General features: G+C 72.5%; 16 protein-coding genes and 1 pseudogene. 6 read left to right on the top strand and 11 right to left on the bottom strand.

The window, feature by feature from the left end:
* Positions 1 to 22: 22 nt before the first annotated feature.
* Positions 23 to 1,114: a substrate-binding domain-containing protein gene (locus ABZ923_RS12560; RefSeq protein WP_361470208.1), complete on the bottom strand. Its 1,092-nt coding sequence runs from the start codon at positions 1,112 to 1,114 to the stop codon at positions 23 to 25.
* A complete protein-coding gene (locus ABZ923_RS12555; protein ID WP_361470251.1) occupies positions 1,111 to 3,642 on the bottom strand; it encodes a SpoIIE family protein phosphatase in 2,532 nt (843 codons plus the stop codon). Before ABZ923_RS12555 ends, ABZ923_RS12560 begins: the two co-directional genes overlap by 4 nt.
* Positions 3,643 to 4,107: 465 nt before the next feature.
* Between ABZ923_RS12555 and ABZ923_RS12550 the strand changes: the two genes are divergently transcribed.
* Genes ABZ923_RS12550 through ABZ923_RS12530 form a run of 5 tightly spaced genes read left to right on the top strand, consistent with a single transcriptional unit; the run spans position 4,108 to position 8,460 of the window.
* The gene (locus ABZ923_RS12550; protein ID WP_361470249.1) at positions 4,108 to 5,163 is read left to right on the top strand and encodes a substrate-binding domain-containing protein; all 1,056 of its coding nucleotides are present in this window, start codon (positions 4,108 to 4,110) and stop codon (positions 5,161 to 5,163) included.
* A gap of 38 nt (positions 5,164 to 5,201) precedes the next feature.
* Entirely contained in the window at positions 5,202 to 5,984 is a 783-nt protein-coding gene (locus ABZ923_RS12545) for an ATP-binding cassette domain-containing protein (RefSeq protein WP_361470207.1), read from the top strand.
* Positions 5,985 to 5,989: 5 nt separating this feature from the next.
* Positions 5,990 to 7,261, top strand: coding sequence for a sugar ABC transporter permease (locus tag ABZ923_RS12540; protein ID WP_361470205.1), 1,272 nt, complete (start codon positions 5,990 to 5,992; stop codon positions 7,259 to 7,261).
* Between the two features lie 57 nt (positions 7,262 to 7,318).
* Positions 7,319 to 7,957, top strand: a complete 639-nt coding sequence (locus tag ABZ923_RS12535; protein ID WP_361470203.1) for a helix-turn-helix domain-containing protein — start codon at positions 7,319 to 7,321, stop codon at positions 7,955 to 7,957.
* Between the two features lie 32 nt (positions 7,958 to 7,989).
* Complete coding sequence (locus ABZ923_RS12530; protein ID WP_361470201.1) at positions 7,990 to 8,460, top strand: DUF3291 domain-containing protein; 471 nt, start codon at positions 7,990 to 7,992, stop codon at positions 8,458 to 8,460.
* Positions 8,461 to 8,497: 37 nt separating this feature from the next.
* On the opposite strand, the gene pqqE is transcribed toward ABZ923_RS12530, so the two are convergent.
* The 7 genes from pqqE to ABZ923_RS12495 form a co-directional block, all read right to left on the bottom strand.
* Positions 8,498 to 9,649: a pyrroloquinoline quinone biosynthesis protein PqqE gene (pqqE, locus tag ABZ923_RS12525; RefSeq protein WP_361470199.1), complete on the bottom strand. Its 1,152-nt coding sequence runs from the start codon at positions 9,647 to 9,649 to the stop codon at positions 8,498 to 8,500.
* A complete protein-coding gene (gene pqqD, locus ABZ923_RS12520; protein WP_361470197.1) occupies positions 9,646 to 9,918 on the bottom strand; it encodes a pyrroloquinoline quinone biosynthesis peptide chaperone PqqD in 273 nt (90 codons plus the stop codon). The genes pqqE and pqqD overlap by 4 nt, the downstream gene beginning before the upstream one ends.
* The gene (gene pqqC, locus ABZ923_RS12515; protein WP_361470196.1) at positions 9,915 to 10,637 is read right to left on the bottom strand and encodes a pyrroloquinoline-quinone synthase PqqC; all 723 of its coding nucleotides are present in this window, start codon (positions 10,635 to 10,637) and stop codon (positions 9,915 to 9,917) included. Before pqqC ends, pqqD begins: the two co-directional genes overlap by 4 nt.
* The gene (pqqB, locus tag ABZ923_RS12510; protein ID WP_361470195.1) at positions 10,634 to 11,548 is read right to left on the bottom strand and encodes a pyrroloquinoline quinone biosynthesis protein PqqB; all 915 of its coding nucleotides are present in this window, start codon (positions 11,546 to 11,548) and stop codon (positions 10,634 to 10,636) included. The genes pqqC and pqqB overlap by 4 nt, the downstream gene beginning before the upstream one ends.
* 7 nt (positions 11,549 to 11,555) lie before the next feature.
* Complete coding sequence (pqqA, locus tag ABZ923_RS12505) at positions 11,556 to 11,696, bottom strand: pyrroloquinoline quinone precursor peptide PqqA (RefSeq protein WP_361470194.1); 141 nt, start codon at positions 11,694 to 11,696, stop codon at positions 11,556 to 11,558.
* A gap of 56 nt (positions 11,697 to 11,752) precedes the next feature.
* Complete coding sequence (locus ABZ923_RS12500; protein ID WP_361470248.1) at positions 11,753 to 12,799, bottom strand: PQQ-dependent sugar dehydrogenase; 1,047 nt, start codon at positions 12,797 to 12,799, stop codon at positions 11,753 to 11,755.
* A gap of 425 nt (positions 12,800 to 13,224) precedes the next feature.
* Complete coding sequence (locus ABZ923_RS12495; protein WP_361470193.1) at positions 13,225 to 14,790, bottom strand: glycosyl hydrolase family 28-related protein; 1,566 nt, start codon at positions 14,788 to 14,790, stop codon at positions 13,225 to 13,227.
* Positions 14,791 to 14,879: 89 nt separating this feature from the next.
* Here ABZ923_RS12495 and ABZ923_RS12490 point away from each other — a divergent pair, with 89 nt between their 5' ends.
* On the top strand, positions 14,880 to 15,575 hold the full coding sequence (locus ABZ923_RS12490) for a CDP-alcohol phosphatidyltransferase family protein (protein WP_361470192.1): 696 nt from the start codon (positions 14,880 to 14,882) through the stop codon (positions 15,573 to 15,575).
* 30 nt (positions 15,576 to 15,605) lie between these two features.
* Here ABZ923_RS12490 and ABZ923_RS12485 read toward each other — a convergent pair.
* Positions 15,606 to 16,016: pseudogene (locus ABZ923_RS12485) on the bottom strand (adenylyltransferase/cytidyltransferase family protein); the annotation flags it as partial.
* Entirely contained in the window at positions 16,013 to 17,566 is a 1,554-nt protein-coding gene (locus ABZ923_RS12480; RefSeq protein WP_361470190.1) for a fibronectin type III domain-containing protein, read from the bottom strand. The gene ABZ923_RS12480 and the pseudogene ABZ923_RS12485, both read right to left, overlap by 4 nt.
* Positions 17,567 to 17,589: the final 23 nt, after the last annotated feature.

The raw sequence follows: 17,589 nt of genomic DNA, 5'->3' as shown, positions 1-17,589 counted from the left end.
CGTGGCGCAGGCGGGCCGGTGGTTACCGGTCGTCCGTTCCGAGGCCGGCCCTCGTGCAGGCGGGGCGGAGTTGCCGGGTGCAGATCCGGTCGATGGTGTACACCCCGTCCTTCACGAGCGTCTGCTCGATGGTGCCGACGGTCACCGCGCGCGGAGTGAGCAGCACGGACGGGATGTGTTTCGTGGTGGGGCTGTCGACCGCCGTCGTGGCGAGGTCGCGCGGATCGCGGCCGCGTCCCAGGCTGACGGCCATCGCGGCGACCGCGTCGGCCTCCGCCCGGAACGGTTTGTAGACGGTCATGTACTGCTCGCCCTTGACGATGCGTCGTACGGCGTCGAGGTCGGCGTCCTGGCCGGTGACGGGCGGGAGTCCGCGGACGCGGGCGCCCTTGAAGGCGGAGATGACTCCCGCGGCTATGCCGTCGTTGGCCGCGAGGACGCCGTCGATCCGGTCCGGGCGCAGGGCCGCGATGGCCGCGGACATGTTGGCGTGGGCGTTCTCCGTGCTCCAGCCCTGGGTGTCGTAGGACCTGCCGATCCTCACCCTGCCGGTGAGGACGGACAGTGCGCCCTTCCTGAACCAGGCCGCGTTCGGGTCGGCCGGATCGCCGTTCATCATGACCACGTTCCCGCCGTGCGCCCTGTCGCCCATGGCCTGGAGAAGGGTCCCGGCCTGGAGCCGGCCGACCTGCGCGCCGTCGAAGCTGACGAAGCCCGAGACGGGGCCCTCGGCGAGCCGGTCGTACGCGACGACGGGGACGCCCGCCCGGTGCGCCTCCTGGATGGAGGAGCGCAGGGCCCGGGTGTCGGCGGCGTCGAGGATCAGCACCCCGACCCCCTTGGTGATCATGGAGGTCATCTGTTGCCGCTGTCTCGTCGGGTCGTTGTCGGCGTTGGCGTACTCCACGCGGCAGCGGGGGCACAGTTCCTTCAGCCGCTTCTCGATCAGCGGTCTGTCGAACTGCTCCCAGCGGGGCAGGACGCGGCCCGGGAGCAGCAGACCGACGGTGAACCCGTCCGCGCGCGTCTCCTGGCGTCCCGTGCAGGCGGCCACGGGCAGGGTCATGAGTCCCGCCACGAACGCGGCGACCACGTGCCGGGAACGGGTGTTCACGGCAGCTCGCCCCGGTCCGCCGGGAGCACCGGGTCCGCGCCGGACGGCTCTCGGTGCGGTACGACGATCTCGCTCCACACCTGCTTGCCGCTGGCGACCGGCACCGAGCCGAACGACTCGGACACCGCTTCGACCAGCATCAGCCCCCGGCCGCCGGTCGACTCCCAGTCCACGATCACGGGTTTGGCGGGCGCCCGCGGCGACGAGTCGCTCACGCTGATCCGCACCCGGTCCCCGCGGAGCACCAGGTCGACGTGGACCGTCCCCTGGGTGTGCACCAGGGCGTTGGTGACCAGTTCGGACACGACCAGCAGGACCGCGTCCGCGACTTCCTCGACGTGCCACCGGCGCAGCGTGCGCGCGGTGAAACGCCGGGCGTGCATGACGGCGTCCGGCAGCCGCCACACCGCCCAGCCGGCGCGGATGGGCCGGGTCTTCATGCCGTCGTAGCGGAGCAGCAGCAGGGCCACGTCGTCCTCGCGGCGGCCGGCGTCGCCCAGGAGTGCGTCGGCCACCCGCCCCGGATCCGCGGGGTCGGCGGCGGCGAGCGCGGTGCGTGTGCGCTGCATGCCGTCGTCCAGGGGCAGGTCGGCGGCCTCGACCAGGCCGTCGGTGACCAGGGCGAGCAGCGTGCCGGGGGCCAGTGCGACCGCGGTCATGGGGAACTCCGCGTCCGCGGAGACCCCGAGCGGCAGCGCGCCCTCGACCCGCACCTCCTCGGCGCTGCCGTCGGGGTGGCGCACCAGCGGTGAGAGGTGTCCGGCCCGGACGAACAGGACGTTGCCCTCCTCCATGTCCAGTTCGGCGTAGCAGCAGGTGGCGAACAGGTCGGTCTCCATGCCGACGAGGAGTCGGTTGGCGTGTGAGACGACCACGTCCGGCGGGTGGCCCTCCACCGCGTACGCCCTGACCGCGGTACGCATCTGCCCCATGATCGTCGCTGCGCCGGCGCTGTGTCCCTGCACGTCACCGATGACCAGCGCCACCCGGTCCTCGGAGAGGGCGATGACGTCGTACCAGTCGCCGCCCACCTGCAACCCGCGCCTGGCGGGCAGGTAGCGGGCGACGGCCGTCCCGCCGGACAGTTCGGGCAGGCGCCGGGGCAGCAGGCTGCGCTGGAGCATCGTCGCGAGCTCCTGCTCGGCGTCGTGCGCCTGCGCGCGTTTGACGGCCTGCCCGATCAGCGCCGCGGTGGCGGTCAGCAGGGACCGTTCCTCGGGCGCGAAGGCGTGCGGCTGGTCCCAGCCGATCAGACACACGCCGACGGGCCGGCCCTTGGCTGGCAGCGGCAGGACGGCCAGACCTCCGGGGCCGACGCCCGCGAGACCGGGTTCGAGGGCGGCGCCGGCCGGCCACAGTCCCATGTGCCCGTCCCGCAGTGCCGTGCGCAGAGTCGGCAGGGCGTCGACCGCCGGGTCGGGCCGCTCCGAACGCCCGCGGGTACGCCAGGCCTCCGGCCAGGCCGCGGGCTCGGGCGGATCGAGCACGGTGACCGTGAGCCGCCCGTCCTGCAGTTCGGCGAGCGCCACCCGGTCGGCGCCGAGCGGCTCGCGGAGCGCGGTGACCACCACGCGGCTGACGTCCTCCACGGTGGTGGCGTCGTCGAGTGCGGCGGTCAGCCACTGGATCCGGGACACGTCGTCGCCGCTGCGGGGCAGGACCGAGGTCGCCGTCACCACGCCCAGGACCCGGTCCGGCCGCCCGCCGGTACTCGCGAGCGCCCGGTACCGCAGGCTCAGCCAGCGCGTTTCGCCGCCGGGGCAGCGCACCCGGAACTCCAGCTCCCGTCCGCCGAGCGCCTCGGCGGACGGCTCCAGGACCGCCATCAGGCCGGGCAGGTCCTCCGGGAGGGCGTGCCCGAGCAGGGTGGCCGCCTTCCCGTCGAAGGTGTGCGGCACGATGCCGACCAGCTGGAGCAGGGTCTCGTCGGCCTCGATCAGGCCGGTGTCCGGCATCAGGAGGAAGGAGCCGACGCCCAGACTGCGCAGGGCGGGTCCCAGCAGCGGCGGCACGGGTGCCGGGTCCCCGGCCTGGAGCAGGCCGGCGACCGCGTCGGCGTACCGCGCCAGGAAGCGCTGCTGCTCGGCGCCGAATCCGTCCGCGGTGGTCCCGGCGACGACCAGGCAGCCCAGCCGCCTGCCCGCCGCCGTCAGGGGCAGTGCACCGAGCGACACCTCCGCGCTCGGGGCCGCGGGGCCGCCCTCGAAGAAGGAGGAGAGCGCCGCGGGGTTCAGCCACAGGGGCCGGCCGGTGCGGAAGGCGTGGGCCGCGGGTGAGTCACCGGTCAGGACCAGGCGCTCCGGCAGCCCGTGCTCGGGGGTGGCGCAGCCCGCGGTCTCCACCAGCCGCAGCGCCTCCGTCCCGGGAGCGGGACCGGCCACGTAGACCGCTGCCAGCGCCGCTCCGGCGAAGGTCAGGACACGCGCGCTCGCGGCGGCTTCCGGGGCAGGGGACGGTGGACCGGTGCCGAGGGCGCCGGATGCCCGCAATTGCGCGACCCCGGTCCGGGCGCCGCCGTCGTGCGGCATGTCCGCACCTACCTCCATGTCCGCACCTACCTCCCGTCCAGGCCGAGGTGCCGACAGGGCGAAGACCCCCCACCAGAATCGCATAGGTGAGGTAACGGGACAGACGGGGCGATCTGCCGTCTCGCGTCGGGTTCGCGGACCGTCGCGGCCGGTGTCAGACTGACGAGGTGGCCCTCTGGCCACCTCCACGTGGTCCGGGCGGGCGTCGGGCGCCGGTGTCACGTCCGTTCATCGGCTCCCGGATCTCCGCCCGGTGGTGCGCATGGCATGGTGCGGAAGCCGGGTGTCGTCATGGTCGACGCGGAAGGCGCCGGTACCGGGCTCGTCGGGTGGAAGCCGCGCCGCGCCCCGGCGGACGACGCTGTGCGGCCCGCCCGGCCTCCGCGCGAAGGACCCGACGCCGCGCACCGGCCCCGCCGTTCCCTGCCGAACCGGTGTGCCTTCGTACGCCACGCGGCCGTGGCCATGGCCGCGGCCTCGACCACCCTCGCCGTCGCCTCCTGCGGAACCGGGGCCGGGGACACCTCCGACGCGAAGGACTCGCCCCGGATCGGCCTGCTGCTGCCGGACGCCACCACCGCCCGGTGGGAGGCACAGGACCGGCCCCTGCTCGAGAAGAGGATCAGGGAACTGTGTGACGACTGCCGGGTCGAGCACGCCAACGCCAGGGGCGACGTGGCGATCCAGCAGGAACAGATGGAGTCGCTGATCACCGAGGGCGTCGACGCCATCCTGCTCGTGCCCGTGGACGCCAGGTCACTCGCCGCCTCGGTCAGGAAGGCCCACGCGGCGGGGGTCCCGGTGATCTCCTACGACCGCCTCGCCGAGGGCCCGATCTCGGGATACGTCTCCTTCGACGGCGAGGAGGTCGGCAGGCTCCAGGGCAGGGCGCTGCTGAAGGCCATGGGCGACAAGGCGCACGGCGGTCGGATCGTCATGATGAACGGCGACCCCGCCGATCCCAACGCGGTGGCGTTCAAGCGGGGCGCGCTGTCCGTGCTCAAGGGCAAGGTGGAGATCGCCAAAGCGTACGACACCCTTCAGTGGAGGCCGGAGGTCGCGAACATGAACATGTCCGGTGCCCTCTCCGCGCTCGGCGCCGGAAACATCGACGGGGTGTACGCCGCCAACGACGGTCTCGCGGCCGGCAGCATCACCGCCCTGAAGGCGAACAAGGTCCACCCGCTGCCCCCCGTCACCGGGCAGGACGCCGAACTCGCGGCCGTACGGCGCATCGTCGCCGGCGATCAGTACGAGACGGTCTACAAGCCGTTCGGCCCCGAGGCGGCCGCGGGCGGCGCCATGGCCGTGGCGGCGGTCCGCGGGGCCCCGCTCGACCGGGTCGCCACGGGCACGGTGAGAACCAGCGAGGGGGCGGCCGTTCCGGCCGTGCGGCTCACCCCGATGTCCGTCACCGTCGCCGACATCAAGCACGTCCTGGTCGAGGACGGTGCGTACACGGTCCGGCAGATCTGCACCCCCCAGCTCGCGGCCGCCTGCGCCAGGGCCGGGCTGACCTGAGCGGTGGTTCCCGCTTCCGGACGGGTTCCGGGAAGGAGATGGTTCTCGTGCCGGCTCCGCCCCTGCTGGCGCTGCACGGCGTCTGCAAGCGCTTCGGCGTCGTCGAGGTCCTGACGGACATCGAGCTGGAGATCCACGCCGGTCAGGTCCTCGCCCTGCTGGGCGACAACGGGGCCGGCAAGTCCACCCTGGTCAAAGTGATCTCCGGGGTGGCCCCGGCGGACAGGGGCGCCATCGAGTGGGAGGGCCGGCCCGTCCACATCAGACGCCCCCACGACGCCCGCGACCTCGGCATCGCGACCGTCTACCAGGACCTCGCGCTGTGCGGGAACCTCGACGTCGTCGGCAATCTCTTCCTCGGCCGCGAGATCCGCAGGTTCGGGCTGCTCGACGAGGTGGAGATGGAGCGCCGCACCCAGCAGCTGCTGGAACGGCTGACCCGGCGCGTCCCGGATCTGCGCGGCCCGGTCGTCTCCCTGTCCAGCGGCCAGCGGCAGACCGTCGCCCTCGCTCGCTCCCTGCTCGGCGAGCCGAGGGTCGTGCTCCTGGACGAACCGACCGCCGCCCTGGGGTTCGAGCAGACCACCGAGGTGCTCGACCTCGTCGACCGGTTGCGGGACCGCGGCCTCGGGGTCCTGCTCATCAGCCACAACCTGGGGGACGTGAAGGCCCTCGCGGACCGGGCCGCCGTCCTGCGGCTCGGCCGCAACAACGGCTTCTTCGACGTGAACACCGCGTCGCAGGAGCAGATCATCTCCTCCATCACCGGTGCCACGGAGAACGCGCCGCGCCGCGCGGCCCACCGCGAGGCGGGGTGGTGAGAGGGATGCACGACATGGCGGACAACACGCGAGCCGAACCCGCCGCGCCCACCGCGGACAGCCGCCGGCCGCGCGCCACGCGGGCCGTCGCCCGTGCCGTGGAGCGGTCGGCCGCCGTCGTCCGGGACAGGCTCCGCGCCGGCGAACCCGGCTCGCTGCCCGTGGTCCTCGTCCTCGCCGTGGTCTGGATCGTCTTCCAGTCCCTCAACGCGAACTTCCTCTCCCCCCGCAACCTGTCCAACCTGAGCGTGGACATCGTGGGTACGGGCCTGATCGCGGTCGGCATCGTCTTCGTCCTGCTGCTCGGTGAGCTCGACCTGTCGGTGGGCTCGATCAGCGGCCTCGCGGCGGCGGTCTTCGCCGTGCTGAACGTGAAACACGGCGTTCCGGAGTGGCTCGCCCTCGTCACGGGCATCCTCGCGGGCACCGCGGCGGGAGCCGTCCAGGGGTTCTCCTTCGCCAGGACCCGGGTGCCGGCGTTCGTCGTCACCCTCGCCGGGCTGCTCACCTGGAACGGCGTCATGCTCTCCGTCCTCGGCACGAGCGGCACCGTCAACCTCGACGAGAACGGGCTCGTCGCCAAGCTGACCAGCACCTACTTCACCGACCCCGCTGCCGCGTACGGCCTGGCGGCCCTCGGCACGGGCATGGTCTTCCTCTCGTCCTGCCTGGACAGGCGGCGCCGCAAGGCCGCCGGCATGCCGCACCGCTCGCTGCGGGGCATCGCGGCGCGTACGGCGGGACTCGCGGTGATCGCCTTCGCCGCGGCGTACGTGCTGAACCGGTTCCAGGGGCTGCCGCTCGCCCTGCTGATCTTCCTCGTGGTGGTGGCCGGCCTGGACATCCTGCTGCGGCGCACGCACTACGGACGGCAGGTCTACGCCCTCGGCGGTAACGTCGAGGCGGCCCGCCGCGCCAGTCTGCGCGTGACCCGGGTGCAGACGGCGGTGCTCGCGGTCTCCGGCACCATGGCCGCGGTCGGCGGCCTGTTCATGGCCTCGCGCATCACCTCGGTGAGCCAGGGCTCGGGTTCGGGCGTCCTGCTGCTCAACGCCGTCGCGGCGGCCGTCATCGGCGGCACCAGTCTGTTCGGAGGCCGCGGCACCACCTGGTCCGCGGTGCTCGGCATGCTGGTCATCCAGTCGATCGCGTCGGGCATGGCACTCACCGACACCCCTACGGCCGTCCAGCTGGTGATCACGGGCGGGGTGCTGTTCGCCGCGGTGGTCATCGACTCCCTGGCACGCCGCTCGCAGGAGGCCCACGGCCGCGCCTGACACACCCCCTCCCCTCGGTCGTGTTTCTCGCATTCCCGTTGGTCATAGAGTCGGTCCGTGACCGACGAAGACTCCACGTTCGATGTGCTGGGGACGCTGAGCGACCCCGTGCGCCGCAGGCTCTACCGCCATGTCGCCGCCGCGCCGGAGGAGGTGGGCCGCGACGCGGCCGCGGAGGCGGCCGGGATCTCCCGGTCGCTGGCCGCCTTCCACCTGGACAAGCTGGTCGAGGCCGGGTTGCTGGCCGTGTCGTTCCGGCGGCTGTCCGGGCGCACCGGCCCCGGGGCGGGCCGGCCGGCGAAGGTCTACCGGCGCGCCGAGGGGGAGCATGCCGTCTCCGTGCCGCCGCGGTCGTACGACGACGCCGGCCGGCTGCTGGCCGAGGTGGTGGAGAACGCCGGGCTGGACCGGGAACTGCAGGCCGCGGCGCGGGCGGCGGGCGCGGCACAGCCGGATGCGCGTGCCGACGACGTGGTGGCGGCGCTGCGGGCCCGCGGCTACGAGCCGTTCTGGGACGGGGAGACGCTGCGGCTGCGCAACTGCCCCTTCCACGCGCTGGCGACGGAGTTCCCCGCCCTGATCTGCGGAATGAACCTGGCCCTCATCGAGGGCCTGGTGCCCGCGCCGTGGTCTGCGGCCATGGACCCGTGCCCCGGCGGCTGTTGCATCTCCCTCTCTAAAAACAAAACTGATTGACTATAGAAGGGGGGGCAGGCCATGCTTGCCCCATGACTGAGCATCACTTGGCGCAGGTCAACATCGGCCGTATCGTCGCCCCGCTGGACAGCCCCGAGTTGGCCGACTTCGTCGCCCTGCAGCCGGAGATCAACGCACTGGCCGACCGCAGCCCCGGATTCGTCTGGCGCCTGGTCGACGACGACGGCGCGGACGCGACCGGCATCCGCCCCGACGGGGACGACGCGCTGCTGCTGATCAACTGCTCGGTCTGGGAATCGGTCGAAGCCCTGCGGAACTTCACGTACCACAGCGATCACCTGCGCGTGCTGAGCCGCCGCCGGGAGTGGTTCCGCCGCTCGGCCGAGGCGCACCAGGCCATGTGGTGGATCCCGGCCGGCCACCGCCCGACCGTCGCCGAGGCGATGGAGCGGGTCGCGATGCTCCGCCGACACGGCCCGGGACCGCAGGCCTTCACCTTCCGCGACCCACACCCGGCACCGGCCCGGGCGGCACGGCTCTAGGGCCCGTGTCCCCGCCCGGGCACCCGATCGGGCCGGGTCAGCCGTCCGTCGTGAGGGCGGTGGGGGCCGGTGCCGGTACCGCCCCGGGGCGGCGGTAGACGTACGGCGGCGGTTCGGGCCGGCCGGCGTCGGCCGGTTCGCGGACCAGGTGGTGGTCCGGGGAGAGCGCGCACGCCGGATCCGTGCGGGCGGCGTCGCCGGTGAGGGCGAACGCCTGGCAGCGGCAGCCGCCGAAGTCCTCCTCCCGGCGGGGGCAGCCGCCGCACGGCCCCGTCATCCAGTCGGTGCCGCGGAAGCGGTTGAAGGCCGCGGAGTGCTCCCAGATCCAGGCGAGCGGACGGTCACGGACGGTGGGCGGGTCCAGGTCCGGCAGGGAGGCGGCCGCCGGGCACGGCAGGACGGTTCCGTCCGGGGCGACGGTGAGCGAAACCGCGCCCCAGCCGCCCATACAGGGCTTGGCCACGCCGTCGAAGTAGTCGGGGACGACCCACACCAGGTCGATCCGGCCCGCGAGTTGCTCCCGCCGGCGCTCCACCGTCTCCCGGGCGCGGGCCAGTTGGTCCCGGGTGGGCAGCAACGCGGCCCGGTTGAGCAGGCCCCAGCCGTAGAACTGCGTGTTGGCCAGCTCGACACGGTCCGCACCCCACGCCACGCCCAGCTCGATGAGCGCGTCGACGGCGTCGAGGTTGTCGCGGTGCAGCACGACGTTCAGGCCGAGCGGCAGCCCGGCTCCGCGGACGAGCGCCGCCGCCCGCTCCTTCGCGGCGAAGGAGGACGGGCGTCCGGCGATCCGGTCATTGGCCCGCGGGTCGGCGTGCTGGACGGACAGCTGGACGCTGCGCAGCCCCGCCTCGGTGAGCGCGGCCAGCCGGGCCACGTCCAGGCCGGTGCCGCTCGTGACCAGCTGGGTGTAGATCCCGGCGGTCTCGGCGGCGGCGACGATCTGCTCGAGGTCGGGGCGCAGCAGGGGCTCACCGCCGGAGAGGTGGGTGTGTACGACGCCCAGCTCACCGGCCTGACGCAGTACGTCCGCCCACTCGTTGGTGCTCAACTCGCTGGAACGGCGTGCCAGTTCCAGCGGGTTGGAGCAGTACGGGCAGTGCAGCGGGCAGGCGTGGGTGAGTTCGGCGAGCAGGGCCCACGGAGGCGCGGTCCTTCCTGCGGGCCCGGGGTTCACGGGGGTGGTCACTTCAGCCAGCCCTCCTGCCGCAGACTGTCGAGGAAGGCGGGGACGGTGGTGGCGACCGGCGCGCCGGGGAAGCGCTCGGCCAGCTCGCCGACGATGCCCTGCACGGTGCGGGTGCCGTCGCACAGCCCGACCACCGTGCCGCCGTGCCCCTTGAGGACGACCACGCGTTCCGGCAGGACCAGCAGGTCCGTGCCGCGCACGGGGTCGTGCCGCAGCATCAGCGCGGGGGCGAGCGCCGGGCACCACCGGTCCGCCGGCTGCGGGATCACACCCGCTCCCGCGCGCCGTGCAGCTGTACGGCGTCGAGCAGGGTCCACAGCACGTCGCACTTGTAGGACAGCGCGGCCACGGCCCTCTCCTGCTCCTCGCGGGTGCAGGCCCACTGCAGTACGAGGTCCAGCGCCTCGGCGCTGTCGCGCCGGCCCTGGTCGACGCGGGCGCGGAAGTAGGCGAGTCCGTCCGGCGCGATCCAGGCGTAGTGGCGCTCGAACGCCTCGATGCGCCGGCGCATCAGTTCGGGGGCGGTCAGCTCGGTGAGCGAGGCGGCGACGGCCTCCAGGGGCGAGCGCAGGCGGCAGAAGTTGACGTACCCCTCCACCGCCAGCCGGACGCCCGGCAGGACGGTCTCGCCCGACAGCAGGGTCCGGCGGTCCAGGCCGGCCGCCTCGCCCAGCCGCAGCCAGCGCTCGATGCCGCCCTCGCCCTCGGCGCGTCCGTCGTGGTCCTCGATCCGCCGCAGCCACATGCGGCGCAGCCGCGAGGAGTCCAGCTTCGCGATGATCAGCGCGTCCTTGACCGGGATGTGGCGCTGGTAGTGGAAGCGGTTGGTGATCCAGCAGCGCACCTCGTCCGGGGTGAGGTCGCCCTGGTGCATACGGAGGTTGAAGGGGTGGCGGTCGTGGTACCGGTCCTGACCCACCGAGCGCAGGCGGTCCTCGAACTCGGCGGGGCTCCAGGGCTTCGCCGGCGGGGCGAGTGTCGTGGTCACAGCTCGATCACCATTCCGTCGTCGGCCACCTCGACGCCCAGCCGGGCGAGCCGCTTGTGCTCCGGCGCGGCGGGGTCGACGAGAGGATTCGTGTTGTTGAGGTGGGTGTAGAGGCAGCGGGCGGACAGCGTGGCGAGGATGCCGGCGGTACCGTCCGGTCCGTCGATGGGCAGATGGCCCATGCCCGTGGCGGTGCGGGAGGAGATGCCGGTGCGGCGGGGCTCCTCCTCGTCCCAGAAGGTGCCGTCGACGATGACGCAGTCGGCCTCGGCGGCGGCTCGGTGGAGCGCGTCCGACCAGGCGGCGACGGCCGGGGCGTACAGGACGGTCCGGCCGGTGGCCGGTTCGTACAGGCGCAGCGCGACGACCCACGCGTCGTCCTCGGGTTCGTCGGCGGCGTAGCGTGGCCGCTTGCCGGAGACGGGCACCGCGCTGATCCGCAGGCCGGATCCGGCCGGGCCGCCCGCGTCCGCGCCGAGCGGCTGCGTCCCGCGGCGCTCCAGCTCCCGCCAGGTCAGGGTGGTGTACGGGCCGAGCACCGCGCCGAGGCCCAGCCGGCCGTCGACGGCTTGGCGGACCGGGGCGGTGGCGAGGATCTCCAGGGCCTCCGCCTCGCGCAGCCGCCAGATGCCCAGGGTGTGGTCGAGTTCGGCGTCGGTGAGGACGACTCCGGCGACCGGTGTCTGCCGGGGCCCGGGCCCGGGGTGGAGGGCCGGGTGGGCCTCGATCTGGTCGCCGATGTCGGGGGTGGCGTTGACGAGGTACCAGCGGCCCTCGTCGGCACGGACGGCCAGCGAGGCGTGCATGCGGCGCCGCCCGGGATGGGCGCGTGCCCCGGAGCACCCGGGGCACGCGCAGTTCCACTGGGGGACGCCGCCGCCGGCCGCGGTGCCTAGCACCTGCAGCAGCACGGCGGGGTCAGCGGATGCTGAGGGAGTAGGCGGTGACCTCGAGCGCGGTGTCGACGATCGCGTACCCCGGGGTCTGCCAGGTGGTCGGGGCGGTCTCCTCGGCGGTGGTCCGGGCGGTCTGCTCGACCTGCTCGACGGCTTCGTTCATGGTGCGTACCTTCCTTTCGGCAAGGGGTGTTCACCTCCCGGTGCGGGAGGGGGCTTCTACTTGATGGTCACTTTGAGGAGGAGGTCCTTGTCGACGCCGCGGTCGCTCGTGCCCAGCCAGAGCTGGTCGGCTCCTGGGACCTTGGCCAGCGCCCGCAGCCGGCCGTAGGCGCCGTTGTAGTAGGCCGTCGCGCGGCCGACGCTCTGGCCGGACGCGTCGATCGGAATCCGCCACAGCCGGCGACCGCTCAGCGCGGAGGCGTAGACGACGTTGTCGACGATCGCGATCTGGGCGGGCACGCCTCCCTCGTCGGGCTTCCAGACCATCTTCGGATTCGTCATTCCCGAGGCGGAGCAGGAGCCCTCGCAGGTCGGCCAGCCGTAGTTCCGCCCCGGCTTGACGAGGTTGAGTTCGTCCCAGGCCTCCGCGCCGATCTCGGTCTCCCACAACCGCCCGGCGCGGTCCCAGGCCAGTCCTTGCGGATTGCGGTGGCCATAGCTGTAGACGCGTGTTCCGAACGGGTTCCCCGGTGCCGCGGCGCCGGACCTGGTGATGCGCAGGATCTTTCCGTTGAGGGACTTCTTGTCCTGCGCGAGTTTGCTCTTCTGGGCGTCTCCTGTGGTGACGTACAGATATCCATCGGGCCCGAAGGCGATCTGCCCGCCGTTGTGCTGGGTGTCCCGGACGATTCCGGTCAGGATGGGGGTGTAACCGCTCAGTGCGGTGCCGTTGAAGCGCATCCTGACCACGCGGTTGTCCTTGGTCGTGGTCTCCATGAAGAACACGTCCTGGTCGGTCGTCCCGTTCCAGGTCGGTGACACGGCGACACCCAGCAGGCCGCCCTTGTCCTGTGTCTCCTGGTGCCACACCGCGTTCGGCACCGAGCCGACCTTCTTCTTGCTGCCGTCCAGGGAGATCTTCCAGACCTCGCCGGTGTCGCGTTCCGTCACCAGCGCCGCCTTGCGGCCCCGGAGGAACGAAATCCCCCAGGGTGTCGTCAACTTGTTCGCAAGCGTGCTGATCCCTGACGGTGCACCACCCGCACGGGGGACGACGGGCGGTGCCGCGGCCGTCGCGGGCGGACCCGACACGCCGACGGTCATGACGGCGGCGACAGCGGTGAGGGCGGCCATGCCCGGGCGGACCCGATGCAGCGCCGCATGCGCCAAGCGTGACATCCTGATGCCTTTCCTGTCGTGGCGCGGCCGCGTGTTGTCCGACGGAGACGACGCGGCCGACTGCGGTACGAGGGGGGTCTCATTGCTGCGCCGCATCGTCGTGGGCCCGGTGGAAAAGGACGTGGGCCGAAGCGTGGCAATGACTCCTTTCTGGAGTATCAGGCGCCCCCTGAAACATTGGCCACCGGGATCGGTCCATCCTGCTGACGGACTGTTTTCCCGGCGGCGGGACGGCGTATGTCAGTGAGATTGCGGGCCAAGCCGCCCGGCTCCGGTGCACCGGCCCGGAGAAGTCCCTCCGACGAGTGACCCGGCCGTGGTACGGGAGGACGCGCGCGGAGCAGGCCGCGTCAGGGCGGCTTCTGCAGCGGGGAGGCGCAGTCGGCCCGGCCGGCGTGACGGGGCGTCGGGGCGTCCGTGGCCCCGGGCGTCGTCGCGGGGGCGGGTTCGGGCGTCGTGGCGGGTGTCGTGGCCGGGGTCGGCTCGGGTGCGGTGGCGGGCGTCGGCTCGGGGGGCGTGGCGGGGGACGGCTCGGGGGTCGTCGCGGTGGACGGCTCGGGGGTCGTGGTCGTGGTCGGGGTGCGGCTCGGGTCCGGGCTCGGCGTGAGGCACGGGGGCGGGGGCGGGGTGGCGGGCGAGTCCGGCCCCGGCGCGTCGCTCGTGTCGCCGGCGTCGACGCAGTCCACGAACTGGACGAAGGGGACCGGGCCCGTGCCGTCGGCGACCGCGAAGTCGTGTGCCGTGTGACTGCGGAGCATGCACATGTCGTAGCGGGCGACGACCGGGAGGGCGGTCGCCGGGGCCGGCCGGTACAGGTGGCGGCCCACCAGCTGGCAGGAGTCGTAGCGGATCAGCGGTCCGCGCGGGCCCACCGTGTAGCGGTGCGGGCGGACTTCGGCGGAGAAGTCCTTGAAGGCGAGACCGGTGTCGTCACAGTCGCTGAAGTGGACGGTGCCGCTGTTCCACACGCAGTCGATGACGACCACGTCGGGGTTGCGCACCTCGAACCGGATGTCCTGGGCGTGGAACCGCTGTACGGAGTCGTGGTGCCGGCTCACGGGGAAGCGGAAGAACGTGCTGGTGGTGCCGTATTCCGGGGTGCTCTGCGGACGCCTGTCCGTGATGATGTACGAGCCGCCCCGGCACGCGATGGAACCGCCGTAGGGGAACTCCAGGAAGTTGCCCCACTCGTATTCGACCTTCATGTCGGTGAACCAGTAGTTGAGGAACTGGTCCTGGTCGTTCGGCTCCTGCTGCCCCTCCCGGGTCAGTCCCGAGTACAGGAACGCCCTGCGGTACCGGCCGGCGATCCGGCACGCCTCCCACCGCATCTCCGAGTTGGTGTCCGTGCCGCTCAGGACGAGCCCGTACTCCCACTCCCCCGTCCACTCGCACTCCGAGAACCGGTAGTCCTGCGCCTGCCCGGTCGAGTACGAGTCGAAGAAGGAGGCGCCCGGCGTGGACGAGCGGAACTGCATGCGTTCGAAGGAGAGGTTCGACCACACGTCCCGGTTCCGGCACAGATAGGAGCCCGGGCCGGTGCCGGGACGGAAGACGAGGCTGGTCATGCGCTTGCCCGCGCCGGAGAACCGCAGGCCGCTCGCGGGCCGCGGCGGGGCCGCCCCGTTCAGCAGCGCGAGCGGACGGGTGATGAGGAACTCGCCCGCGGGAATCTCGACCACCACGCGGCCGACCCCGCCGGAGACGCGGGCGGCGGCGAACGCGTAGGCGATCTCGAAGGCTCCGCTGTCGTCGGTCCGCCCGTCGCCCACCGCTCCCAGGTCGGCCACGTTGACCACGGTCTCCGGCTTGTCCGAGGAACGCGGGACAGCGGACGCGCCACGGGTGGACAGGGCCGTCGCGGCCAGCGCCGAGGCGCCGCCACGCAGAAGAAGCCGACGGCTGACACCGGACACCGATCCACCCCACTCTGACATAATCTCCTTCTTCCAGGTCTTTTATCTCTTATCAGCGCATTCCGAAACTTTCCTCTTTAAGGAGGGGTATGGGCGGGTTCATCGAAACGCTCAGGCATATGACGGCGGCACAGAAGCCCGCGAGCGGGGTGCCGGCGTACACCCTGCTCGTCAACCGCCCGGCCGGCCGTGTCCTGGCCGCGCTGGCCTACCGCCTCGGGGCGACCCCCAATCAGCTGACCGTGCTGGGCGCCCTGTTCACCTTCCCGGCCCTGGCCGCCGTCGCCCTGGTGCGGCCCGGCCCGGGGCTGTCGGTGTGCGTCTGTGCGGCCCTGGCCGTGGGGTTCGCCTTCGACGCGGCGGACGGTCAGCTCGCGCGTGCGCAGCGCTCGGGAAGTCCGTCCGGCGAGTGGCTGGACCATGTGCTGGACTGCTTCAAGCTCGTCACGGTGCACCTGGTCGTGCTGGTGTCGTTCTACCGGTTCTTCTCGCTGCCGAGCCCGGCCTGGCTGCTGGCACCGCTGCTGTTCGAACTGGCCACCGTGGTGATCTTCTTCGCCGGCATCCTGACGGAACAGCTCAAGCGGCGGACGGCGGTCCCGGCGGGGTCGGCGTCGGCGCTGCGGTCCGTGCTGCTGCTGCCCGTCGACTACGGCGTGACCTGCGTCGGCTTCCTATTCCTGGGCAGTCAGCACGTCTTCCTTTCCGTCTATGGCACGCTGCTGCTGGCCCACCTCCTGTTCATGGCCGCCTTCCTGGTCAAGTGGTACAGGGAGCTGCGCTGAGGGCGTCCCCGCCGGCTGCTCGCGCCGGGAGAGCAGCTCCAGCGCACCGCGCAGCAGTGTGCTGGAGGTGTGCATGGTGTAGGGGAAGTAGACGACGTCCACGCCGACCTCCGCGAAACGCCGCTCCAGATCGATCCACTTGGGCGTGCCCTGCCAGTCGTCGCCCTTGAAGATGACGTGGAAGCCGATCCGCTTCCACGTCCGCAGCTTGTCTTCCTCCGACTCGACGACGGCGACGTCCACGCAGCGCAGGCTGCCGACGATCTCCAGGCGCTCGGCGAGCGGGACGACCGGCCGTCTGCCCTTGAGACGCACGACCAGGTCGTCCGTGGTGACTCCCGCGACGAGGTGGTCGCAGTGCCGGCGTGCCTCGCGCAGGATGTTGAGGTGCCCGACGTGGAACAGGTCGTAGACGCCGGGCGCGAACCCGATGCGGGTCACTTCGCCCCGCCCCCCGCCGTGCCGGCCGTGGCCTTCGGGGGCACGGCCACCCGCAGCGGCGTGGACGGCGGCGAGGCGTTCACCCCGTCCGTCACCGTGAGCCGGTACTGGTGACGGGTGCCCGCGTCGACGGAGTCGGTGTAGCTCATCCACGGGCGGTCCCAGTAGGTGGACGACTGGTGCTGCCGGGAGACCAGTCTGCCGTCCCGGTAGAGGCGGTAGGTGAGTGAGGCGTCGTCCCGGTCCCAGGAGGCCCGCCAGCGCAGGGTGACGTGCCCGGGGGTCGCGGTGGACAGCGCGAGGGCGGGAACCTGCGGCGCCCCGGTGTCGGGGCCGGCCCCGAAGCGGGTGAGGCCCTGCTGGGGTGTGCCGTTGACCCGGGTGAACTCGCCGCCCACCCAGAGGATGCCGCGGGCGACCGTCAGCGCCCGGGGCCCGACCTGCTCCCCCGTCCCTTCGTCGGTGTCGGGGAACCAGTGCAGGATCCTGCGGTCACCGGGCGACTGGGCCAGCAGGTGCTGCCGGTCGTGCCGCTCCGGGAACCCGCCCGGTGTCTCACTGCAGTCGTGTGCGTGCGAGGCGCTGTAGAGGACGCCGTTGTAGGGCAGGACCGCCTGGGTGGCGCCGAAGCAGGTGTCCTTCCACACCATGCGGTCGTCGTCGAGACGGCCGGCGATACGGCCGTCGAAGATGCCCTCGCCGTGGCCTTCGGCGGCCACGTAGAAGCGGGTGCCGTCGTGGGCGATCGACTTCACCACCGACCGGGGCGGCAGCCAGTTCGGGTACGAGCGCACGGTCGCGCCGCTGGTTGCGTCCAGGGCGACCAGCGCGTGGGCCCGCCGGCCGTTGACCGACTCGAAGTCCCCGCCGACGTAGACCTTTCCGCGCGAAGGCACCACCGACAGCGCGCGCACCTGGGCGTCGACGTCCGCCCGGAACGGCAGCAGCTCGCCCTCGGGGGTGAAGGCGGCGACGTGTGTCCTGTTGTGGCCGTCGACCTGGTGGAAGTCACCGCCGAGGTAGACCTTCCGGCCCGTGGTGTCGATCGCCCGTACGGTCGCGGACACCGCCGGCCGGAAGTCCTTGCGCAGGGTGCAGTGGTCCGTGTTCAGGGCGACGGCGCTGGCCACACCGGTGGACCCGACATGACTGAACGAGCCGCCCACGTACAGCACCCGGCCGTCGGGCGACACCTTGAGCGCACGGACGGTCCCCTCACCTCCGGTGAACGTCGGCGCACACGGCAGCAGGGCGCCGGTCACCGCGTCGAACGCGGCGAAGTTGTGGCGCGGAACCTCCCGGTGGCCGGGCTTCGCGCCCGCCGGCCGTACCGAGTCGAAGGTGCCGCCGACGTAGACGACACCGTGTGCGGAGGCCAGCGACCAGACGATGCCGTTCGTCTGCCACGTGGTCAGCTCGTCGGCGGTGAACGACGTCCTGGGCTCGCCGGCGGCCGCGGCGGGCAGGGGACGCAGCAGTGCGGCGGAGCACAGGAGCGTGGCGGCGACAGCCCTGGTGGCCGCCCTCGACGGGAGATTTCTCAGGCGCAATGGACACCCCGGTTGGCAGTGGT

This window comes from Streptomyces sp. NPDC046881 (assembly GCF_040645015.1).
Classification (GTDB): domain Bacteria; phylum Actinomycetota; class Actinomycetes; order Streptomycetales; family Streptomycetaceae; genus Streptomyces.
The sequence above is the reverse complement of the archived record's forward strand: the minus strand, read 5'-3'. Positions and strand labels throughout refer to the sequence as shown.